The 22,506-nt window shown below is 62.1% G+C and carries 17 protein-coding genes and 1 pseudogene; 15 read left to right on the top strand and 3 right to left on the bottom strand.

Annotated features, from left to right (window positions below):
- Positions 1 to 17: 17 nt before the first annotated feature.
- The 3 genes from BMON_RS01855 (at position 18) to BMON_RS01840 (ending at position 3,728) form a co-directional block, all read left to right on the top strand.
- Positions 18 to 587, top strand: coding sequence for an arsenate reductase/protein-tyrosine-phosphatase family protein (locus BMON_RS01855; protein WP_033512333.1), 570 nt, complete (start codon positions 18 to 20; stop codon positions 585 to 587).
- Between the two features lie 171 nt (positions 588 to 758).
- Positions 759 to 2,180, top strand: a complete 1,422-nt coding sequence (locus tag BMON_RS01850; RefSeq protein ID WP_033512442.1) for a tyrosine-protein kinase domain-containing protein — start codon at positions 759 to 761, stop codon at positions 2,178 to 2,180.
- A gap of 42 nt (positions 2,181 to 2,222) precedes the next feature.
- Positions 2,223 to 3,728, top strand: coding sequence for a hypothetical protein (locus tag BMON_RS01840; protein ID WP_152595745.1), 1,506 nt, complete (start codon positions 2,223 to 2,225; stop codon positions 3,726 to 3,728).
- 340 nt (positions 3,729 to 4,068) lie between these two features.
- On the opposite strand, the gene BMON_RS01835 is transcribed toward BMON_RS01840, so the two are convergent.
- A complete protein-coding gene (locus tag BMON_RS01835; RefSeq protein WP_033512335.1) occupies positions 4,069 to 5,088 on the bottom strand; it encodes an aggregation-promoting factor C-terminal-like domain-containing protein in 1,020 nt (339 codons plus the stop codon).
- Positions 5,089 to 5,390: 302 nt separating this feature from the next.
- Entirely contained in the window at positions 5,391 to 5,753 is a 363-nt protein-coding gene (gene trxA, locus BMON_RS01830) for a thioredoxin (protein ID WP_033512336.1), read from the bottom strand.
- 187 nt (positions 5,754 to 5,940) lie between these two features.
- Here trxA and BMON_RS01825 point away from each other — a divergent pair, with 187 nt between their 5' ends.
- The 12 genes and pseudogenes from BMON_RS01825 to BMON_RS01770 all read left to right on the top strand — a co-directional run bounded on the left by BMON_RS01825 (position 5,941) and on the right by BMON_RS01770 (position 21,238).
- Entirely contained in the window at positions 5,941 to 6,567 is a 627-nt protein-coding gene (locus tag BMON_RS01825; protein WP_123644275.1) for a DUF4916 domain-containing protein, read from the top strand.
- A gap of 98 nt (positions 6,568 to 6,665) precedes the next feature.
- A complete protein-coding gene (locus tag BMON_RS01820) occupies positions 6,666 to 7,511 on the top strand; it encodes an alpha/beta fold hydrolase (RefSeq protein ID WP_033512338.1) in 846 nt (281 codons plus the stop codon).
- A 121-nt stretch (positions 7,512 to 7,632) separates the two neighbouring features.
- Entirely contained in the window at positions 7,633 to 9,309 is a 1,677-nt protein-coding gene (locus tag BMON_RS01815) for a L,D-transpeptidase (protein ID WP_051917757.1), read from the top strand.
- A 43-nt stretch (positions 9,310 to 9,352) separates the two neighbouring features.
- Positions 9,353 to 9,766, top strand: a complete 414-nt coding sequence (gcvH, locus tag BMON_RS01810; RefSeq protein WP_033512339.1) for a glycine cleavage system protein GcvH — start codon at positions 9,353 to 9,355, stop codon at positions 9,764 to 9,766.
- A 124-nt stretch (positions 9,767 to 9,890) separates the two neighbouring features.
- Entirely contained in the window at positions 9,891 to 11,060 is a 1,170-nt protein-coding gene (locus BMON_RS01805) for an App1 family protein (RefSeq protein WP_051917796.1), read from the top strand.
- A gap of 184 nt (positions 11,061 to 11,244) precedes the next feature.
- Positions 11,245 to 13,722 (top strand): S9 family peptidase, encoded by a 2,478-nt coding sequence (locus BMON_RS01800; protein ID WP_152595746.1) that lies wholly within the window; start codon positions 11,245 to 11,247, stop codon positions 13,720 to 13,722.
- Positions 13,723 to 13,771: 49 nt separating this feature from the next.
- Complete coding sequence (locus BMON_RS01795; protein ID WP_033512340.1) at positions 13,772 to 14,809, top strand: 3-isopropylmalate dehydrogenase; 1,038 nt, start codon at positions 13,772 to 13,774, stop codon at positions 14,807 to 14,809.
- Between the two features lie 78 nt (positions 14,810 to 14,887).
- Positions 14,888 to 15,643 (top strand): TM2 domain-containing protein, encoded by a 756-nt coding sequence (locus BMON_RS01790; protein ID WP_081882764.1) that lies wholly within the window; start codon positions 14,888 to 14,890, stop codon positions 15,641 to 15,643.
- 11 nt (positions 15,644 to 15,654) lie between these two features.
- Entirely contained in the window at positions 15,655 to 16,761 is a 1,107-nt protein-coding gene (locus tag BMON_RS01785) for a lipoate--protein ligase family protein (protein WP_033512341.1), read from the top strand.
- 26 nt (positions 16,762 to 16,787) lie between these two features.
- A complete protein-coding gene (locus tag BMON_RS01780) occupies positions 16,788 to 17,501 on the top strand; it encodes a Crp/Fnr family transcriptional regulator (protein ID WP_033512342.1) in 714 nt (237 codons plus the stop codon).
- A gap of 182 nt (positions 17,502 to 17,683) precedes the next feature.
- Positions 17,684 to 19,953, top strand: a pseudogene (locus BMON_RS01775) (transglycosylase domain-containing protein).
- Between the two features lie 157 nt (positions 19,954 to 20,110).
- Complete coding sequence (locus BMON_RS01770) at positions 20,111 to 21,238, top strand: NADH:flavin oxidoreductase/NADH oxidase (protein WP_420307386.1); 1,128 nt, start codon at positions 20,111 to 20,113, stop codon at positions 21,236 to 21,238.
- Positions 21,239 to 21,256: 18 nt separating this feature from the next.
- On the opposite strand, the gene BMON_RS01765 is transcribed toward BMON_RS01770, so the two are convergent.
- The gene (locus BMON_RS01765; RefSeq protein ID WP_033512345.1) at positions 21,257 to 22,402 is read right to left on the bottom strand and encodes a quinone-dependent dihydroorotate dehydrogenase; all 1,146 of its coding nucleotides are present in this window, start codon (positions 22,400 to 22,402) and stop codon (positions 21,257 to 21,259) included.
- Positions 22,403 to 22,506 lie beyond the last annotated feature (104 nt).

Below are 22,506 nucleotides of genomic sequence, written 5' to 3'. Positions count from 1 at the left end.
TCCATTAAAGGAGCACCATGCATATCCTTTTTGTCTGCACTGGGAATATCTGTCGGTCTCCCATGGCGGAACTCCTGATGAGCAGATATCTCGAGGGAACGTCGATACAGGTGTCGAGTGCGGGAACACACGGATTGTCGAGACACGCCATTGATCCATCCAGTGCCCGATTGATGGACAGCGTAGGCATCGATTCGAGTGGATTCCATTCGAGGAGGCTGACGCGGGCGATGGCGTCGTCCGCTGATCTCATACTCTGTTTCGAACGTGCGCAACGTCAACGCATCGTCTCTATTGCTCCGGTTGCTGTACGGTATACGTTCTTGCTCAACGAGTTCGCCGATGTATGCGTGCACTGCGCAGGACATGGACTGGTGCGTGGCTTGACCATCGAGGAACGCCTACAATCCGTGATGGACGCCGCGCCGTTGATCCGAGCTTCGATGCCCGTATCCCAAGACATCGCGGATCCGCATCATCAGGATTTCGCTCATTTCGAAGTCGCGGCTGACGATACGAACCGTGCATTACGCAGAATCCTAACTAGCATGCGTAAGCATCCAGAAATGTTTGGTGACGTGAGATGATGCATCGCAGGGTGCGTGGGTTGGTGGGATTGGGTGTGTGACGGTCCCCATGGCCGGTGAAATTCGGCATCGCAGCGTGCGAGAGAATCCGAAGTAACGCCGAGGGCTGGCTACTCTGTGTGCAATGATATAATTTCGGCGTCTGAGGGCCAACGGGAGACGGGGAACATTGTGACTATTGCTGATTTGCTGCACGTGTTGCGTAAACATGTCGTGACTGTAGTTACCGCCTTCGTGGTGGTATTCCTCGCGGTGGCTGCTTTTACTTTCTTGTCGCCTCCCAAATACACGGCAACTGCGGAGTTGTTCGCCACCTATTCGGGGCAGTCCGACGGTACTCAAAATTCAAATGAAATGAATTCCGGAGCCTCGTATCTGTCCACGCAGATCAAGACTTACCCCCAGCTGATTAAGACGCAAGCCATTCTTCAGCCAGTCATTGACGACTTGTCGTTGAATATGAGTGTCAAGGATCTTGCCGACACGGTTACCGCTACGAATCCGACCAATACCTTCATGGTCGATATCGCGGTGGAAACCGGCGATGCGCAGCAGTCGGCGCAGATCGCCAATAGTGTATCCAAGAATCTGGCAAAGCAGATATCTTCGAGTCTCTACAGCAATGATGCCGGTAAATCTCCCATTCAACTCTCCGTCGTTCAGGAGGCACAGACTCCTACTGCACCGAGTTCGCCGAAAATCCCATTATATCTGGCCGCGGGCTTCGTTCTGGCGTTGATCGTTGCCGTTGGTGCGGCGTTGCTGAGGGACGTGCTCAATACTAGAGTGGATAGCCTCGAGGACGCCAAGACTCTGACGGATGCCTCATCGTTGGGTACCGTTCCCCGTTCTTCGCGTATGGAAGAACGGAAGCCGGTTGTGGTGGCGGAGCCTTCGAGCCACGAGGCTGAACAGATCAGACGCATCCGTACCAATATCTCGTTCCTGAGTCCGAATACGAACGACCATGGACATCTCGTCGTCATTACGTCTACCGAGCCATCGGAGGGCAAGACGACGCTGTCGGTCAATGTCGCATCGGCGATCGCCGAGGAGGGTAAGTCCGTTCTTTTGATTGACGGTGACTTGCGCCATCCGTCCGTTGCTCGAGCGTTGGGTCTGGAAGGGCATGTGGGATTATCACATATTCTTTCCGGACAGGCGTCGCCGAGGGAGATCGTGCAGCAGTACTGGAAGCCTAATTTCCATATACTGCCGGCGGGTAAGCGTCCCGGCAACGCGAGCATATTACTTAATTCGGTCATCATGACCGAATTAATCGATCAGGCATTGACCCAGTATGACTATGTCATTCTTGACACTGCACCGCTGTCTGTGGCCAACGATGCCGCCATCTTCGGGAAACAGGCCGATGGTGTGGTGTTGGTCGTTGGTAAGGGCGTCGCGGATAAAAAGGAACTGCACGCTACAGTGGAGTCGTTGCACACCAGTGAGGTACCGGTACTCGGTTTCATCCTGAATTTTGCGGATCCTAAGAGAATAAACGCGAGTAATTACTACTATTACGAAGAAGACGGTAAATCACATGGTAAGGCGCGTCGCTCCGCGAGGGGCCGTGATAAGCGCCACTGAAGGACAATGCCTCCGGACGCATAGGATAGGGAGAATCGGGCTATGACCGATGAGCGGCAGCAGGATCCATCAGTGGACCTCTCGTTTCCTATCGCCGAAGGGCAAGGTTCGCAACGTTCCGTGACACCTGAGCCCGAGGCAGTGGATCATGTACCTTGGCTTGACCACGATGTTGTGGACACCGATTGGGATATTCCCATGATCACGTTTCCGCATGACTTGGATATGGGGGATCATGGTACATCTGGTGATGCCGAGTTCGCCCCGAAACCGCGTGTAGCATCATCTCAGCACGCAGGCAACGGGTTCATCGGAGTACCTCAGACCGGTGAACAGACCGGTTCCGAGCAACGGGGTGAATCTGCTGGTTCGTCTGCTGGTTCCGGCGATGCGGAGGGTGAACGCACTCTGGTTCTGGGCAGCGGTCTTCATGCACTGAATCCTGATGATGCCCAGTTGAATCCTTGGGATGCTCAGGACGGACATGCCAATCCGGGGAACCATATCTCTTCGGAGAACGATGAGTTCTCCGATATTGTGCGAATGGCCGGCGCACAGACCCCCGGTGCCGGCGTGCCGCCGCAATTCCGTGATGCCGATGCGGCAGCACTACCACCTCAAGGGTTGCAGAGACGCCGTATTCTGGCCGTTATCATCCTTATGGCGGTATGTGTGGCGCTCATAGCTGCCGTCGCCACTTGGCTGGTCAAACGTCATGGCATGGCCGATGCACATCGCCAAGCGGTGGTCACATGTACTGCGGCGGTGAGGTCGTATACCACTGCTGATGCCTCGTTGCGGACAGCGCTGGATAATGTCAAAGCACAGCAATCCTTGAAGGCCGCCCAGGTGCATGATGGCTCCACCATCGACACGCTGTCGAAGACGATAGCAAACGCTCGTGCGCAGCGGCTGTCTGCAACACAACGCAGGTGTGATGAATCCTCGAGTGCTGGAGTATTGGATAAGCGCGCACGTGATGCACGCTCTGCAGTGGTGAATATTCGGTCCTCGGTGACCGCAGTCACGAAGGCCGCCGCAGATGTTCGGGCGAGCAAAGCGCAGCGGGACAGTGAGATAACGTCCGCCCGCCAAGAGGTGAATGCGTCGATCGCCCAGGCGGTGACATTGCTCAATTCCAGTCAGAATCAGGTCGATGAGAATGCGACCAGGGTTACTTTGGAGACTGCTGTGTCTGCGGCGCGTCAGGCTGTTGCGAACGACAACGCCTACTTGGATACCCTGCATAAAGTCAAGAATGATCTTGATACCGCGCAGGTGGCTGTCAATCAATCCATGAGCGCCTATGCAGCGCGACAGAGTGCGTCTCAGAACGCTGCCCCCGTTGTGCCAGTCGCGCCTGCGGCACCTGCATCGCCCTCCGTTCCGGCACCGAGAACGCCGACCAGGGACACTACAAAATCTGATGAGGATGCCAAAGATAGCGGTGGTGATGGTGATAATAAAGAGCCACCACCTGATCAGGGTCTCTCACCTCAGGATTCTCCTGGGTCCCAGGGCAGTGGGGCCGGCGACGGGGTACAGTAATCCGTTCTGTCTTTCTGCATGGCGGTTCTCCATGATAAATGGGACGTGCTCCGGCATGACTCGGTGAGTCCGGGGATCCTGCATATTACAAGTCGCCTGGGGCACCGTGATGATGGTTGTGCCGAGTGTTTCGTGCTCCATCTGGGGCTGTTTGGGTGTTGGCGCGTATCAGATTCACGCTACTCGTTCTCGTTACTCCAGAACCTTTGGGGATGAGTCTGGACCGTCAAACGATGTGACCTATTCGGATAGAGATATTTCCTCGGATATACAACCATTGAGGGCGTTGAACATGATTCCATGTTCAACGCCCTCAATGGTTGAGAAGAGTAATGATCGATCAGTAATTATGATGCGTCTGCCAGTATGCGTAGGCGCCTTGAATCGAGCCGTAGCGGCTGTTGCAGTAGCCCCAGAACCACTTGAGCTGGGTCTGGTAATTGGTCTGCCAGTCAGCGCCGGCCGTTGACATCTTCGAGCCCGGGAGTGACTGCGGCAGGCCGTAGGCGCCTGAGGGGTTCATGGCGTTGACCCGCCAACCGGATTCGTGGCTGATGATGTAGACCGTGGCGGTGAAGTCAGCTTCGCTGTGGCCGCTCGACAGCAGGGTGTCATGTGCCCACTGTTGCATCTCGCCCACCGGGGTGGTCGTGCCGATGTTGCCCGAACCGCTGTTCGAGGAACCCGCGGAGGTGCTGGGAGCCGGTGCCGTCGATCCGGTGCCGACCAGGATGACCTTGTCGACCGGTGCCGTCTTGACATAGGAGGCGAAGATATTGGACGATACGATTTTGCCGCCGACCTTGGTGACCAGGCTCGTGGTCTCCATGACGCCGGCCTTGCCTTCGGTCTCGACCTTCTCCTGGCCCTTGGGCAGATCCGCGGTCTCCTTGCGTACGGTGTTGAAAGCGATGTCGGCATCCGACGTCTCGAGATCCGCGCCAGCGCGGCTGATGCTGATGACGGTCGATTCGTTCACCTTCGTGGACAGCGATGGACTGACAGTGTCATTGGGCTCCAAGGTGATGTCACCGGCCTCAAGCACCGATTTGACGTCGGTGAAATCCGTGCCGAGCACCATGCGGGAACGGCCATTGATCGTGACACGCACATACGACGTGTCCGCGCTCATGCCGCGCAAATCCTCACGATCGGTGCCACGGGATACGGCCAACGCATTGGAGTCGGTGGCGGAATAGGTGGTGACTTGGGAGATCGGACGCTGGGACTCATAGAAATGGCGCGAAGCCAGTCCGGCGCCGGACAGCATACCCAAGGCAACAAATGCCGATACGATCTTCATCCACTGGCGTTTGCTCAGTGATTTCAGCGTGGGCACTTCCCTGCGATGGTTGGCCATACCGCTCCTTGACTCGACGAATAATACCGCGCGTACCCGGTGACGAAGCCCCTGTGCTACTGTTCCGTATTCCCCAAAGGCGGCATCCTGTGTCACGCACTATCCAACAGTGTATATCGGGGCGGGGAAATCATCGTATTCGGGCCGTCATCCGTCGGCGGGAATCTGTTGACCGGCCTGGGGCTTCTGGGGGTGCGCACCACGGTGTGATCCTGCCGTGCACAGGTATAACGAGAACGGCGCGGGGCAGTGCATCGCTGTGCACGGCCCCGCGCCGGTAATCGCTGTGGATGCGGGCTCAGTTACTTCGCGGCATCCTCGGAGGCGGCCTTCGCCTTCGCCATGTCCAGCTTGCGGGCCTGATCGATGACGTCGTCAAGGTCGGAGGCGCGCAGGGCTCCAGCCTGCTTGAAGATGATCTGCCCCTGCTTGGCGACCATGAGCGTCGGTACGGCCTTGATGTCGGCGGCGCTGGCCAGCTCCTGGTTCTGATCGATGTCGACCTTGCCGAAGACGATGTCGCTGTTCTTCTCGCTCGCCTTGTCGTAGATCGGTCCGAACGCCTTGCACGGCCCGCACCAGGTCGCCCAGAAATCAACGAACACCAGTTCGTTGTCCTTGATGGTCCGCTCGAAATTTTGTGCGTTCAACGTTGTGGTCGCCATATCATCCTCCTGCAAAATGTACTCAACAACAGTGTTTCCCATCATTCCAGCACCACACAACAACACACCGCGGCTATGCTTTCAGGCGAAGCGTGGAGGGGACGAAGGCCCACGGTGCGGGTGCCGGTCGGTCGGGTTTCGTGAACCCGCTTGTCGAGTGGTCTGGTTTCGGACGATAATGGGCGGTATGCAAGTCATGAATGATGAAGTGCCCGACGACGGCGATTTCGACGCTCATCGCCGGCGTGGCGAATTCGACGGCATCACGCCGGAGGATTTCGTCGCGGGTTCCGGCCATGGCAATCCGCCCGGATGGTTGCCCAGCGCCAGCATCGACCGGTTGCGTCAGGAGATGCCGATCCCGTACGTCCAGGTCGTGCCGGCTCACACCGACGAGCTGGGGCGGGTCGTCCAGATCGGTTCGCTGCTGCATATGGACGACGACGGTTCGGTAGAACGCACGATCATCGCAGGCCGTGTGCTCTACCACGAGACCCTGCGTGAGGCGATCGCCAGAAACATCGCCAAGGATCTGGGCGAGATCGCGATTCCGGTGCTGCCCGCCGGTCTGACGCCGTTTACCGTCGCCGAGTTCTTCCCCACACCGGGCGTATCGCCCTATTTCGACCCCAGACAGCATGCGATCGCACTGTGTTATCTGGTTCCCGTGTTGGGGGACTGCAAGCCCCAGGACGAGACGTTGGATGTGGAGTGGTGCAGCCCCGACAGTCTGCGCATGCACGCCTTCATCGATCAGATGGCCAACGGGCAGGGAGAGATCGTACGCAAGGCCATCGCCTGGGCCTGCCTGTGACCCAGAGGACCCTGGGGCAGGCAGCGCATTCGCATCAAGGAATCCCGGGTGCCGGGGCTTCGGCGTACGGGGCATGAGAGAACGAGAGGATATGTGATATGGCACTGAGTGTGACGAATACCGTCTATCGCGAGGGGGAGGGTGTCCCGCTGATCCTGGTGCATGCCTTCCCGGTGGATCACCGGATGTGGGATGAGTGCGTCCGCGACATCGTAGCAATCGCGGAGCAGGAGGGTCTGTCGCCCTTCCCGATCTGGGCCCCGGACATGCCGGGCGCCGGCATCGCCCCCATTCCCGATGCCGGCGACAGCGGGCCGGCTGATGACGACGGGGCGTATCCGCAGGCGTTGGACATGCTTGCCGATGCCTATGTCGACATGATGCGTGCCGCCGGGTACGACCGCGCCATCTGGGTCGGTCTGTCCATGGGTGGCTATGTGGTCTTCGACATCCACAAGCGCCACCCGGAAGCGGTCGCAGGGCTGGGTATCTGCGACACCAAGGCCGGTGACGACGGTGTGCAGGGGCGGGCCAGGCGGTTGTCCGTCGCCGAGGCGTGCGAGCGCGGCGACACGGTGGAGCCGGTCATGCATTTCGCGGTGCCCCGGGACGGCGACTCCACGGTCAAACGTTCCCCGGCATGCGTGCGGTTGTTCACCGGATGGATTCGTAGCCAGCGACCGGAGGGCATCGCCTGGCGGCAACGTATGGCCGCGGGACGCCCCGACCTCAATGACCAATTACCGCTCGTCACTGTGCCCACCGCCGTCGTGTGCGGAACACTGGACCCCTCGAGTCCGCCGAAGGTTATGCAGGCGATGGCCGATAGGATGACCGGTACGCAGGTCGCCTTCTCGCAGATCGAGGATTGCGGCCATTTCAGCGCGGTCGAGCATCCTCGAACGGTGGCCCGGGCCCTGGTTGCATTGGTGCGACGGGTCTGAATAGGGTCGTTGCCGTGTGGCCTTGGTATCGGTAAGGTCCGTGACACGATAAGCCGAGAAGCGAAATGGTCACATGCCGGGCATAGACTCTGCTCAGCATACGGTGGGGAAAGGAAGCGATGTGAACAGCACTGCTAACGCGTTCGGCCAGGGGGCCGGGAACGAAGGATTTGACGCTCGGCGTCGCGGTGGTGACGGCATCGTTCCGGAGCAGATCGGGGAGCGCACCATATCGATGCCTCCGCTGGGCGAGCATACGGCCCAAGGGGTCGCCGGCCTGTCGTCTTTGGCGTGGACCGATATGGGAGGGGAAGAAGACTTTCCCGAGCATGCTGTGGTGAATCATCAGACCCGCCATGGCCATAAGACGCTGTGGATCGTACTGCTGAGTACCCTTGCGGTGCTGATCGTATTGTTGGTAGGCTCCTTCTTCGCGGCGCGCGCCTACTTCCAGGACAGGGTCGCACCGGGGGTCTCCTTCGCCGATGTGTCCGTCGTCGGCAAGGATGCCGGCCAGGTCAAGGCGATCGTCAATGGTGTGGTGCAGCGTTCGACGATCACGGTTTCGGACGGTCAGGGCCACACCGTTAAGGCCTCCTTACAGGACCTCGGCACCAAGGTCGATGCCGATGCCACCGTCCATGCGCTGATCGGAGCCAAGGGGACCGATCCGTTCCAACGACTCAACCCGTTCCGCCGGGCCACGGTGCCGCTGAGCGCGGCTGACAACAAGCTGACCGCCGGCGAATTCGTCACCACGTCCTTCGTGACCCCCGGCGATCGTGCGGTTCCCTCGAGCATCGCGTACAACAACGACACCCATAGGTTCGCCGCGACCGAAGGCAAGGGCGGCAGCGTCCCCGAACCCGAACCGGTCAACGCCGCCGTCGATCGCATGATCGCCCAGCCGGGAACCCCGGCGAGCGTGAAGGTCGGGTACCGCAGCGTGGACATGCCGATCTCGATGCAGAGCGCCACCGATGCGGCCGATCAGGCGAACGCCCGCCTGTCCGCGCCGATCACGCTGACGGCCGGTGAGCGGCAATCCTTCACCATCCCGGCGCAGACCCTCGCTTCGTGGATCACCCCTGCCGGAGACCCGGCGAAAGGGCAGATCTCCCTGCAGTACGATCGCCAGGCCATCGCCGACTATGTCGCCAATGATCTGCCGAAAGAGCTCAACCGCAAGATGGTCAGCCAGCAGGATATCGTCGATTCCCATGGCAAATTGCTCATGACCAAGGTGCCGGGCGTCGATGGCGTCACGGTCAAGAATCTCTCCGCCGTCTCCGGGCCGATCTACCAGGCTCTCGCCGGAGGCCAGGGTGGCGCGCTCAAAGTCGACGCCGACGTTCAGGCGCATGACGTCAAGCAGACGGTCTCCAAATACCACATCGTCGTCGACAAGACCAAGCAGGTGGCCTCCGTCTACGACGGCGACAATCTTGTCAAGACCTTCCTCGTGTGCACGGGCCGGTCCGGCGGGGACGAGTCGGATTCGGGCACGTTCACGATCTATCTGCGCTACCGGACGCAGGATATGCGCGGTCTGAACAACGACGGCACACCGTACCTGTCCAAGGACGTGCATTGGGTGAGCTACTACAACGGCGGTGAAGGATTCCACACCGCGAATTGGAACTACCCCGGCATCGCCAAGGGCGATCCCTCCGACAACGGTTCGCACGGTTGCATCAACATGTACGAGCAGGACGCGCAGTGGATCTACGACAACTGCCCCGAGGGCACGCTCGTGAACGTCGTCGGCAACCAGCCTTCCGGCCCGGTGCGCGGCTGAACCCGGCCCCGTGGTTGTAACGCGGGGACGATAATCTGGTGGCATGAACGAACAATCCGACAATCCCGCGGCGGATCTCGAGGTACCCGAGCAGCTGCGCTACTCCGACGACCATGTGTGGGTCGACGATTCCCTGGACCCCGCGATGATCGGCATCACCGAATACGCCGTCGACCAGATGGGCGAGCTCGTCTACGTCGATCTGCCGGAGGTCGGCGAACGGGTGGAGGCGGGCGATGAGATCATCGAGCTCGAATCCTCCAAGGCCGTCCAGCCGCTCGTGTGCCCCGTGGCGGGCACCATCGCCTATGTGAACCGCGATGTCAGCGATGACCCCTCGGTCGTCACGACCGATCCGTACGGTGAGGGATGGATGCTCAAGATCACGTTGGACGATGATGAGCCCGATCTGCTCGACGCCGAGCAGTACCGCGGATTGTTGCGGAAGATCGAGTAGCCGTATGGTCTTGACTCCGAACCAGACATCGCGATCGAACCCCGCGCCGCACACCGGCCATGGTGGGGTTCGATCCCGCCGCGTCGGTGAGGTGCACGATCATGACGGCGCCGAGGCGGACGATATGGCCACCGTGCCGATTCCTGCCCGACGTGTCGTATCGACCGTCGACAGCGCCAGCGCCCCCGAGCGTATGGAGAACAAGCCGTTTGCGATACGGGTGGCCCGGCGTCTGGTGATCGACGGCTTCGGCCTGTGGGCGCGGTTCTCCAGGGCATTGGGTCGGCGCCTGCATTGGTACCCGAAGGTCGAGCCCTACGTGTGCTACGGCACCGATGACTATGCGCGGCTCATCTGCCGCACCACCTTCGCCCCGGGGCACAGCCGATCGGGCACGCTCATGCGTGGCCTGCGTGCGATGCTGGCCGTCCCGGCCGGGGGCATCCATGTCCGCATCGCCATCGACGATGTGCCGATCGAGACCGTGCAGGTCGGATCTTCCGAGATCTACGACAAGGTCGATCGGGTCCGGGATCGCAGCGGCGACTACGCCATATCCGACAGCTCGGGATACCTCGATCTGGTTGCCGAGCGTCGCCTCGAGCCCGGTGTGCATACCGTGTCATACGTCGTCGAGGGACGCCATCCGGTCCATGCCGAGCTGTTCGTCATCGCCCCGGGTACTCCGGTCGGCGTCATATCGGACGTGGATGACACCATCATGGTCACCAACGCGCCGTCCATGGTGAAGGCCGCTTACAACCTGCTGCTGCTCAACCCCAAGAAACGGGCGTCCGTGCCGGGCATGGGCGTCTTCTTCAACCGCATCGCCGACCAATTCCCCAATGCCCCGTTCTTCTATCTGTCGACGTCCCCGTGGAACGTGGAGCGCACCATCCGCACGTTCATCGACGACCAGGGGTTCCCGGAAGGACCCTTGTTGCTGCGCGACCTCGACCCCCGGCCCAAGACCTTCGTGCCGTCCGGGGTGCAGCACAAGCTCGAGTTCGCGGAGCAGCTGATGAACGACTTCCCTAACATGAAGTTCATTCTCATCGGTGACGATGGTCAGAAGGACCCCATCACCTATGCGACCATCGCGCACCGCCATCCCGGGCGCGTCCTGGCCATCGGGCTGCGCCAGCTGAGCCCGCGTGAGTTCTCGCCGCTGGCTTCGTTGGCCGGCCGCACGACGGTCCACCCCATGCCCATCACCGATGCCCCGGTGTTCACCGGCGCGACGGGCGCAAATCTCATGAAGACGATGATGCCCTTCCTCAAGCTGCCCCACTGATGGGCCAACGCAGTCATCTCGTTGTCGCGCCGTGCGGTCATGGCGCGTCGGTGCTTGGCGTGGTGTGCAGGACCCGGCGGCCAGCCATCCGCCCGAGGCGAACGGCGCCTCCGGTCGTATAATCGCGTGCATGATTGATGGCGGTGCACTGCACAAGACGAACGGGACGATGACGGAAGAAGATATGCCGGGTGAGAAGGATGGGCGGTCGGCGATACCCCCACAGGCGAAACAGGTCGACCACCACCGGCTGACGCACGGTGATGACGTCCCGGATCCCTACGAATGGATGCGCGACAAGCAGTCCCCCGATCTGCAGGCCTTCGTCGCAGCGCAGAACGCGTTCTGCGAGCGACGCATGGCCCCGTTGGCGACGCTGCGGCGCACACTGTTCGACGAACTCAAATCGCGCATCCAGGAGACCGATATGTCCGTGCCGACGCGCATGGACGGCTACTGGTATTTCGCCCGCACTCGGGAGGGCCGGCAGTACGGGGTGCAGTGCCGACTGCCCGTACGTGACGCCGACAATTGGGATCCGCCCCAAGTCGACGCGCACGATGAACCGGGCAGCATGCCCGGCGAGGAGATCGTCTTCGATGCCAACGCCGAAGCCGAAGGATATGGCTTCTTCCGCCTCGGCGGGCTCGATCTGAGCCGTGACGGCCGATGGATGCTGTTCGGGGTGGATACCACGGGCAACGAACGCTACGATTACCGCATTCGCGACCTGTCAACCGGGAAGCAACTGTCCGATCGGATCGACGGCATATCGAGCGCGTGCCTGACACCGGATGGCCGGTGGGTATTCTATGTGCGGCTTGATGATGCTTGGAGGCCGTATGCCGTGGTCCGTCATCGCGTCGGCGATGTGGCGGGCAACGATGTCGAGGTTTTCCATGAATCCGATGAGCGGTTCTGGGTCGGTGTCGGCCTGAGTTTTGATGAGCGTCAGGTGGTCATCAGCACCTCTTCCAAGACCTCCAGCGAGGTGCTGCTTCTGCCGCTGGAGACTCCCGAGGGCACGTTCCACCCGTTCATCGAACGCCAGGAGAATGTGGAATACGATGTGAGCTTCACCCGGTTTGAGGGAGCGGGGGAGCGGGGCGCCGATCTGCCTATCGCAGTCGTGTACCACAACGCCCGCAATCCGAATTTCGAGATCGACGTCATCGACATGCAGGAGCACCAAGCACCCTATCGTCTCGGTGAGGGCGTCGTGGTCGCACAGGGGTCCCCCAACGGCTGCGAGGCCGGTGATTTGGTGCAGCCGGGTTCGTCCAAGCTACCGGTGAGCCTGCCGGACGAGAATCCCGACAATCCGACGGTGCTGCGCGGCGCTCGGGGTCTAGGCATCGAGGGCATGGCTTGCTATCGGCATTTCGCCGTCCTCATGTACCGGGCCGAGGGGCTGCCGCATCTCGCGGTCATGACGGCGGGCCAGGCGGCCCATGATTTCAAGGCACGTCGTCCCTGGGGGTTCCGGGAGGTCGTCCCTCCCACGGCGCTGCGGGGCGTGGACCATCGGTTGTACGCCATCGGCTCGGGCGGCAACCCCAGCTACGAGGCGCCCCGGCTGCGATATTCCTTCACCAGCTACACGCATCCCGGCGAGCTGCGGGAGTTGGATGCGGCGACGGGGGTCGATCGCCTGCTCAAACGGGCACGGGTGTTGGGCGGATACGATATGGACGAGTACGACGAGCGTCGGGTCTGGGTCGCCGCCCGCGACGGCGAACGCATACCGGTGTCGCTGGTGTGGCGGCGTGACGCGCTGCCCTGGGTGTCGGGACTCCCCGCCGAACTCGACGTGCGTGCGGCGCGCGCTTCGGCTGGTATCGAGGATCGCCGGGACGGCGCTGATGGTTCGGGCGGCTTGAACGGTTCAGACGGCTCGAACGGCGGCGCGCCGATGTTCATCACCGGGTACGGCGCCTATGAGATCAGCTCCGATCCCGGTTTCTCTCCGGCGCGCGTCAGCATGCTCGATCGCGGAGTGCTCTACGTCGTGGCGCACATCCGCGGCGGCGGAGAGATGGGTCGGGTCTGGTACGAGCAGGGGCGGCGGCTGGCCAAACGCCACTCCTTCGAGGATTTCGTCGATGTCACGATCGCGCTGCAGGACGCCGGGTACGCCGATGTCTCCAGAACCGTGGCGAACGGCGGTTCCGCGGGAGGATTGCTCATGGGGGCCGTGGCGAACATGGCGCCGGAGCGCTATGCCGGCATCGAGGCGGACGTGCCATTCGTGGACGCTCTGACCTCGATTCTCGACCCCTCCCTGCCCCTGACCATCACCGAATGGGACGAGTGGGGTGATCCCCTGCACGACGAGCGGGTCTATCGGTACATGCGGTCCTACAGCCCCTACGAGAACGCGCCGTCCGCAGCCCATCCGGTCGCGCATTTCCCGAAGATCTTCGCCACGACCTCCATGAACGACACCAGAGTGCTCTACGTCGAACCGCTCAAGTGGATCGCGCGCCTGCAGTCGGCGGGTGTCGACGCCGTGGCCAAGATCGAGACCGAGGCCGGGCATGGCGGCACCTCGGGTCGCTACCGGCAGTGGGAGGAGGTCTCCTACGAAAACGCCTGGTGCCTGCATGTCATGGGAGTCGATGACGGGAAAGTCCGCAATCGTGTCCACCGCCATGTCCGCTAGGTGAAACACTCCGCCGGTCGCCCGGCGCGCGGCGCGTAGGGTCGCGGCTATGTCCACTATGCATACGTACACCCTCGCCGTGGTCCCGGGCGACGGCATCGGCAAAGAAGTCACTCCGGTCGCTTTGGCGGCCCTACGCAAGGCCTGCGATGGTGTGGCGCAGTTCCGTTGCGAGCAATTCGATCTGGGGGCCGAGCGGTATTTGCGCGATGGCGCCATCCTGCCCGACGACGAACTTGCGCGCATCGATCAGGCCGACGCCATCCTGCTCGGCGCCATCGGCGATCCCCGCGTCAAGGCCGGCGTGTTGGAGCGTGGGCTGCTGCTCAAGCTGCGTTTCAGCCTCGATCAGTATGTGAATCTGCGGCCCTCGAAGCTGTACCGTGGCGTCGTCTCCCCGTTGCGCGAGCCGGGCGATATCGACTTCGTGGTGGTCCGCGAAGGCACCGAAGGGCTGTATTGCGGCGTGGGCGGCGCGGTCAGGCGCGGTACTGCGCAGGAAGTCGCCACGGAGGTCTCCGTCAACACCGCCTACGGTGTGGAGCGCGTGGTGCGCTACGCCTTCGATCTGGCGATGCGCCGCAGCCGCCATATCACCCTCGTGCACAAGAAGAACGTACTCGTCAACGCCGGAGACATGTGGCAGCGCATCGTCGACCGGGTCGGCGAGGAGTATCCGGCCGTCACGCACGACTACCTGCACATCGACGCCGCCACCATCTTCATGGTCTCGAACCCCTCGCGGTTCGACGTGATCCTGACCGACAACCTCTTCGGCGACATCCTCACCGACGAGGCGGGCGAAGTCGTGGGCGGCGTGGGGTATTCGGCGTCCGGCTGCATCAACGCCAGCGGCGAACATCCCTCCATGTTCGAACCGATTCATGGTTCGGCCCCCGATATCGCCGGCCAGGGCATCGCCAATCCAACGGCCTCGGTGCTGTCGGCGGCCATGCTTCTGCGCCATCTTGGTCTTGACGAGCCCGCCGACCGGATCGACGCCGCGGTGGAGGCCGATATCGAGCAATCCGGTTCACGTTCCCGGGGCACCGAGGAGATTGGACGGGACATCCTGGCGCGCCTGTAGACGGGCGTGTGCGGCTGTCAGCCAATATTCAGGCAGCCGTAAGAAATACGGTGCGTGCGTGGGCTACTGTTGTGGCTTATGAACGATAACGACAGCACACACGCGCAGGATGGAGCCACAGGCGGCGAAGAGCCTCGTGGGCCTGAATACCATGGCCCGGAAGGCAACGCTGCGGTGAATCCCGCTCCGGCCGATCAGAACCAGGGGCAGGCTCAGCCCCAGCAGGCGTATGGCCAGGATGCGTATGCCCAGTCAGGCCGGGCCGGGCAGACCAGCCAGCCAGGTCAGCCGGGTCAGTCCGATGGATATACCCAGTATCCGCAAGGGCAGTACACCCAGGCCGAGCAGGGCCAGTACAATCAGCCCGGTCAGCCCACCCAGTCCGACCCCTATGGCCAGCCTGCATACGGTCAGCAGCAATATGGCCAGCAGCAATACGGTCAGCCCGGGTACGGCCAGCCACAATACGGCCAGCAACAGTATGGCCAGCAGTATCAGGGTGGTCCCGCGGGAGCATCCGGTCAATATGGCCAGTATGCTCCGGGGTATAACGGCGGTTATCAGCAGCTGCCCTATGGATACCAGCCGCGCGAGAAAATCGTGGCCGGCCTGCTCGGCATCTTCCTCGGATCGCTCGGCGTGCATAATTTCTACCTGGGCAACACGACCAAGGCCGTATGGCAGCTCGTCCTCACCTGCGTCGGTTGGATCGTCTTCGGGCTCGGCCCCGTCGTGGCCACGGTCTGGGGACTCATCGAAGGCGTGCTGATTTTGAGCTCCAACTACGGCTCTGCGTGGCATAAGGACGCCAGGGGTATCGAGCTCAAGGACTGAGGTCCGACGGATTGGCACGGGGTGAATACAAGACTCCCGGAGGCAAACTCGTCGGCGTGAACGTCGATGTCACCACCGATGGACGCGTGATCGACTGCCATGTGGACGGGGATTTCTTCGTCGATGAATCAGGTGCCGCCGATGTCGATGCCGCTGCCGTCATGAGCGAACTCGGGCGGGGTCTGGCCCAGGGGAGCAGTGCGGCCGTGGTGCTGTCGCGGCATCCGCGGATCCATGTGATCGGGGCGGCTCCCAGCGCCTTCGACATCGCCTTCGCCCGTGCCTGCAGCGCGTCCCATGTGGTTGGACGGGAGCCGGACGGCTCCGACGCGGGCACGGCTCGTCCCGTGGCGGTTCCTTCCGGTGTCGGTGTCGATGTCGACGACCACGCACTACGCCGGATGGCGATCAATCGGTGGCGTGCGTCGCATATCGACGTGGTCCGCGACCGTCCGCGTACACCCAGGGACCAGATGCGCTACGACGAGGATTTCGCCCGGCGTCTCGCGGCGGGGCTCGAACGACCCACTTTGCGGATCTGGGAGTGGAGCGTCCCTGCCGTGATCATCGGCCGGTTCCAGTCGCTGCCCGATGAGGTCGATGTCGCCACCGCCCGGGCCGAGGGCATCGAGATGGTGCGACGCTGCACCGGCGGCGGTGCGATGTTCGTGGAGCCCGGCAATACCATCACCTACTCGTTGTATGTCCCCATGGGGTTCGTGCAGGGCGTCGACATCGCCCGTTCCTACCGGTTGTGCGATCAGTGGCTGGTGGACGCGCTCGGGGCTTTGGGCATGGATGTGCGTTTCTCCGGACTCAACGACATCGCCTCCCGGCACGGCAAGATCGGCGGTGCGGCACAGCGCAGGTTCCCGGGGCGCGACGGTCGGCCCGGTGCGGTGCTGCATCATGTCACCCTCGCCTACGACATCGACGCGGAGAAGATGGCGCGGGTGCTCAGGGTGTCCCGGGAGAAGATGTCGGACAAGGCGGTGCGCTCGGCGGTCAAGCGGGTGGACCCCTTGCGCTCGCAGACCGGCATGAGCCGTGAAACACTGGTGCGGCACCTGATCGAGGCCGCCACATCGTGGGGATACAATGGTGCCGAGTCGAAGTAGATTCGAAGGCATGGAGGCAATACGGCGTGGGTAAGCCCAATGAGATTTCCGAAAGCGGCAACATCCTGTTGCGCACGGCGTTGTTCAAGCAGGTATCGCCGGATCAGGCGAACGAGCTGCTGCCGGCCTTGCGACGTGCGATCTTCGATAAGAACGATTTCATCTTCCGTGAGGGCGGCAGGGACCAGCGCATGTTCCTGCTTGAGTCCGGCCGTGTCAAGCTCGTGCATTCCTCGAGCGACGATCGTGTACAGCTGCTGAGCATCCATTCGTACGGCGAGGTCCTCGGCGAGATACCCGTCTTCGATCCCAACGGCGGCCCCCGCACGGCTTCAGCCGTGGCCATGAAGAACCACACCGTGGTTGTGTGGCTCGAGCATGACGCCCTGTTCTCGTGGCTTGAGGAATACCCGCAGGTGGCGGTCGACATGCTGCAGGTGCTGGCCAACCGTATGCGCGCCAACAACGAGCGCATCTCCGACCTGGTATTCATGGACGTGCCCGCGCGGCTCGCCAAGACGCTGCTCGATCTGGGTTCGCGGTTCGGCGAACCGGTCGAGGCCGGGCTCAAGGTCCCGCACGACTTGACGCAGGAGGAACTCGCCCAGCTGGTCGGCTCCTCGCGGGAGACGGTGAACAAGGCGCTCATGGACTTCTCGAACCGTGGGTGGATCGCCCGGGAGGGGCGGTCCATCATCATCTACCAACCCGGCATGCTCATCCGTCGTTCGAGACGCTGAATCCACGTACTCGCGCATCGCGGGTCGGGCGTGGCAAGGGGGTGTCGAACATCGGGCGGCTCCATGCGCGCTCATAGTCCGGCGAGGTGACGCCGTCGCATCCGAGGCCAATCGTGAAGCCTCTGCACCCAGGTCGGTCGACCCGCGGTGATCAGGTAGAGACGCTCACTTAGAATGGGCGTATGCCCAAGAAGAAAACCTTGACAGTCCGGCGTGTGCTCGCGCTTCTCCTGGCCTACGCCATGCTGTGCATCTCCGGTGGCGTGGTCGCCAGCGTGTTCCTGGCCCCGGCCGTCCTCGGAGCCAACGGCCTGGCCCGCGCGATCGTACCATCGCTCAAGGTGGAGGGCATCGATTTCAATGTGACATCCCTGCCCCAGAAGTCACGGCTGTTCGCATCCGATGGTAAGACCATCATCGCCTCGTTCTACGCGCAGAACCGCACGGTCGTGCCGCTCAAGGACATCTCCCAGCCGATGCAGCAGGCCGTTGTGGCCCGTGAGGACCGCCGGTTCTTCGAGCATTCCGGCGTCGACGTCCAAGGCGTGTTGCGCGCTTTCGTCCAGACCTTCGTGAAGAAGGGCGACACGCAGGGTGGCTCCTCGCTCACGCAGCAGTACGTCAAGAACGTTCTGCTCACCCAGGCCCACGAGAAGGACGACCCCATCGGCGAATACCACGCGTCGGAGGAGACCATCGCACGTAAGCTGCGCGAGATGCTCATCGCCGTCCAGATGGAGAAGAAGTACTCCAAGCTCGAGATCCTGCAGGGCTATCTCAACATCGCCCAGTTCGGGACCAATAATCTCTATGGCGTCGAAACCGCCGCGCGCCGCTACTTCAACGTGTCCGCCAAGGATCTGAACATCGTGCAGGCCGCCACCATCGCCGCCATCACCAAAAACCCCGCCGCCTACGATCCCTCCGTCGAGGCGAACCAGAAGGAGTCCGAACGGCAGCGCAACATCGTGCTCGACCTCATGCGCCAGGAGGGGTTCATCAAGGACGAGAAGACCTATGAGGACGCGGTGAAGACGCCGCTCAAGGACACCCTCAATCTCCAGGACGCGGCGTCGAACATCGGATGCCAGGGCGCCGGCGACAACGCCTTCTTCTGCAACTACGTCACCAACCAGATCCTCAACTCCAAGGAGTTCGGCGCCACGCAGGACGCGCGCAACAAGCTGCTCAACGAGGGTGGGCTCGACATCTACACCACCATGGATGTGAATGCGAACGCCGCCGCCATGAAGGCCGCGCGCGACACGATACCGGTCGACGACCCGAGTGGCTTCGAGGTCTCGATCGCCGCCATCCGGCCCGGCACCGGCGAGGTCCTCGGGTTCGGCAGCAACCGCGTCTACGACGCCACCGACGAAGCCAAGACCAACCCGACCCACACCGCCATCAATTACGCGGTCGATCAGAAGGACGGCGGCGGCTGGGGCTTCCAGGTCGGTTCCACGTGGAAACCGATCAATCTGGCCGCATGGATGATGGCCGGCAAATCGATCAATACGCCGCTGCGCACGGCGACCCGATACAACAACGCCGACTTCAGTTGCGACCGCTTCCAGGGGATCGGCACCTGGTCCGTGCAGAACTCCGGTGGCGGCACCACGAACCCCGAGACACCGTTGCAGGGTCTTGTGCGTTCGCACAACACGACCCAGGCGTCGATGATGCAGCAGATCAAACTGTGCGCGATCGCCGATGCGGCCAAGGCCATGGGGTATCATAATTCCCCGGAGGCAGCGAGGATGTCTTTTCCGCCAATTCACTCAATGCGCCCATGACGATCGGTGCGGTGCAGGCCGCGCCGCTGACCATGGCGAACGTCTTCGCCACGATCGCCGCCAACGGCGTGGAATGCACACCAATCGCGCTGAAGAAAGTCGTCACCGCATACGGCAAGGAGATCAAGACACCGAGCGCGAATTGCCACCAGGCCATCGAACCCGGCATCGCCCAGACCGTCGCGTATGCGATGAACCAGGGCGTCGTCACCAAGGGCGGTGAGGCCGAGACGACCCAGCTGAACGACAACCGCAAGACCTTCGCCAAGACCGGCACCAACGAGGACACGTCGATGCTCACCGGTGGTTTCGTACCCCAGGTCGCCTCCTTCGTGGCCGTCGGTAACGCCGAATCGCCGAAGAGTTTCAACAACATGACCATCAACGGCAAGTTCATGGCTTCCTGGTACGGCATGTTCATCGCCACACCCGCCTGGAAGGATTTCATGAACACGTATCTGGATACGGCGAAGATTCCTCAGGACAACAACTATGGCAATCCGGAGGCCAAATATCTGACGACGCCATCGTCGAGCGCCGCGGCGCCGAGTCGGGACTCCGATCGCAACGCGAATACCGGTGGAAACACGAACAACGGAGGGAACACGAATACTGGGGGCAACACTGACACCGGTGGGGACGGGGACAGGCATTAGTCGCATGCCGCGTTCCTTCCGGGGGGCGATCGTCCGGGTGGTCGGTGGCATGGCTGCACGACCGACGCGCCTCCGGTGATGAACAAGCTTGTATGCCCTGCATCATTGGCGGGGCGGGAAGAAGATGGCAGCGAACATGGAAACGAATATGACAACGATGAGCGGTATGACGCCGGAGCAGGAACAGGGGCAGATTTCTCGCGGTCTGTTCGAACCGATGGTGCTACGCGGTCTGCGGATGCGTAATCGCGTCTGGATGCCGCCGATGTGCATGTATGCCGTCGACGCCCGCGACGGCAAACCGACGCCGTTCCACTATCAGCACTATGTCTCCCGGGCCATGGGTGGCTTCGGCATGGTTATCGCCGAGTCCACGGCCGTGACGCCCGACGGACGCATATCCCCCGAGGATCTGGGACTGTGGAACGATGATCAGATGAACGCCTGGCGTTGGATCGTCGATGGTGTACGCGGCACGGGTGCCGCATTCGGCGTGCAGCTCAATCATGCCGGGCGTAAGGCCTCGAGTTATGCCCCCGATTGCGGTCACGGTCCCGGCACCGTCCCGGGCGACGATGGGGGCTGGCCCGTCGTAGGGCCGAGCGCCGTCGCCTTCGGCGATTATGCCCTGCCCCGCGAACTCGGCGTCGACGAGATCCACGGCATCGTGGACCGGTTCCGCGAAGCCGCGGTGCGTGCCGTGTTGGTCGGCTTCCAGATGATTCAGATCCATGCGGCACATGGCTATCTGCTGTCGGAATTCCTCGATCCGTTGGTCAATCAGCGCACCGATGAATACGGCGGATCGCTCGCCAATCGCATGCGCCTCCTGCTTGAGGTCGTCGCTGCGGTGCGCGGCGTCATGCCGGAGAACATGCCGTTGACCGTCCGTATATCAGCCACCGACTGGGCCAAGCATGGGTGGGGCGTCGAGGACAGTGTCAACACCGCGAACGAACTACGCGGTCACGGCGTCGATCTCATTGACGTCTCGTCCGGCGGCATCGTCGATGGGGTGTCGATACCCGTCGAGCCCGGATACCAGGTGCCGTTCTCGCGCTACATTCGCCATCGTACCGGCATGCCGGTGACGGCGGTCGGGCTCATCACCAAGCCGAAGCAGGCCGAGCGCATCATCGACGAGGGCCGGGCCGATGCCGTGGAGATCGGCCGTGCCGCTCTGCGCGACCCGTACTGGCCGTTGCGTGCCGCGCATAAGCTCGGTGTGCCGCGGGACTCGATACCGTATCAGAGACCCTACCTGCGCGGTACCTGGCGGGACTGAGCCCGCGGCGGTCGCCGTTCAGGCATCGATGCCGACGGCCTCGTCGACGTGCTCAAAGCCGTCGGCACGCAACAGGGCTGCCAGACCGCGCTTGAGCACGCTGATCTGTTGCGGGCCGCGGTACATGAGCGATGAGATGAACATGACCAGGCTCGAGCCGGAGCGGATCTTCGCGTACGCCTGCTCCGGGGTGAACACGCCGCCGACGCCGGCTATGACGAGTCTGTCGCCGAATTCACGGTAGGTGCGGCGGATGAGTTCGTTGCCGCGTGCGTAGGTGGGGCCGCCAGACAGGCCTCCGCGCCAATCCGCCGGAATCTCCATGCCGCTGCGATTCTTGCGCAGGTTGGCGATGGTGACGCCGTCGACTCGATGATCGGCGAGCACTTCGAGCAGTTCGCGGAAACGCTCCCACGGCAGGTCGAAAGGCATTTTCACCAGTATGGGCTGCGGGCGGTCGACCTGATCGAGCGTGTCGAACAGTTGGTCAAGCTCCCTGGGACGGGTGAACGGCTCGCCGACCTTGGTATTCGGGCAGGAGACGTTCACTTCGATGATCGAACTGCGGCCTGCGGCCCGTTCCATCGAGATACGGTAGTCGTCGATGCCTTCGGCGATGTCGCCGGTCTGCTCGTCGTTCGTGCGTGCGATCGAGATGGACATCTGCATCGTCCTCGTGCGGCGCCACGCCTCCTCGACGCTGCGAGTCACGGTTTCGCTGCCGTCGTTGGCCAGACCGACGTGGACCAGCATGGAATCGTACTCGGGCAGCCGGTGGAACCAGGGGTGTTCGTTACCCGCGCATGGACGAGAGGTGGTCGAGCCGACGGTCTCGAAACCGAAGCCCGCGTTGTCGAGCAGCACCGGCATGTCGCAGTTCTTATCGAGGCCTGCGGACAGGCCGAAGGGATTGGCGAACGGCAGTCCCATGACCTCCGTCTCGAGGACGGGGTCCGTGTAGTCGAGGGTCTCACGCAGCAGCCACATCAGCGGGGCGACGCGTTTGGTTGCGTTGCAGAAGGCGATCATCTGATCGTGGGCGACATCGGGGGTGTGGTTGAACACAGCGTGGGGTTTGATAACGTGTTTGTATCCGAAGGTCATGAGGTCAGTGGCGGCTTTGTTGACCGCATCGTGCCAGAAACTGTTTGCAACATAGCTCATGACACCATTGTGCCACTACTGGGGGATTGTGCCTAAGCTGGGGACGTGGATGACATGCAGAGGACCTCCGTGCCCGATCGCCGTGCCGGGATACCCGCCCGCTC

The organism is Bifidobacterium mongoliense DSM 21395, from assembly GCF_000741285.1.
Taxonomy (GTDB): domain Bacteria; phylum Actinomycetota; class Actinomycetes; order Actinomycetales; family Bifidobacteriaceae; genus Bifidobacterium; species Bifidobacterium mongoliense.
This window is presented reverse-complemented; position numbering and strand designations above follow the sequence as displayed.

What these genes read in the sequence shown, in the direction of transcription:
- BMON_RS01835 (WP_033512335.1), bottom strand. Translation starts at nt 5,088, where the DNA reads ATGGCCAACCATCGCAGGGAAGTGCCCACGCTGAAATCACTGAGCAAA.
- BMON_RS01805 (WP_051917796.1), top strand. Translation starts at nt 9,891, where the DNA reads ATGGCCACCGTGCCGATTCCTGCCCGACGTGTCGTATCGACCGTCGAC.
- BMON_RS01825 (WP_123644275.1), top strand. Translation starts at nt 5,941, where the DNA reads ATGCAAGTCATGAATGATGAAGTGCCCGACGACGGCGATTTCGACGCT.
- gcvH (WP_033512339.1), top strand. Translation starts at nt 9,353, where the DNA reads ATGAACGAACAATCCGACAATCCCGCGGCGGATCTCGAGGTACCCGAG.
- BMON_RS01840 (WP_152595745.1), top strand. Translation starts at nt 2,223, where the DNA reads ATGACCGATGAGCGGCAGCAGGATCCATCAGTGGACCTCTCGTTTCCT.
- BMON_RS01790 (WP_081882764.1), top strand. Translation starts at nt 14,888, where the DNA reads ATGAACGATAACGACAGCACACACGCGCAGGATGGAGCCACAGGCGGC.
- BMON_RS01770 (WP_420307386.1), top strand. Translation starts at nt 20,111, where the DNA reads ATGAGCGGTATGACGCCGGAGCAGGAACAGGGGCAGATTTCTCGCGGT.
- BMON_RS01855 (WP_033512333.1), top strand. Translation starts at nt 18, where the DNA reads ATGCATATCCTTTTTGTCTGCACTGGGAATATCTGTCGGTCTCCCATG.
- BMON_RS01765 (WP_033512345.1), bottom strand. Translation starts at nt 22,402, where the DNA reads ATGAGCTATGTTGCAAACAGTTTCTGGCACGATGCGGTCAACAAAGCC.
- BMON_RS01800 (WP_152595746.1), top strand. Translation starts at nt 11,245, where the DNA reads ATGCCGGGTGAGAAGGATGGGCGGTCGGCGATACCCCCACAGGCGAAA.
- trxA (WP_033512336.1), bottom strand. Translation starts at nt 5,753, where the DNA reads ATGGCGACCACAACGTTGAACGCACAAAATTTCGAGCGGACCATCAAG.
- BMON_RS01795 (WP_033512340.1), top strand. Translation starts at nt 13,772, where the DNA reads ATGTCCACTATGCATACGTACACCCTCGCCGTGGTCCCGGGCGACGGC.
- BMON_RS01820 (WP_033512338.1), top strand. Translation starts at nt 6,666, where the DNA reads ATGGCACTGAGTGTGACGAATACCGTCTATCGCGAGGGGGAGGGTGTC.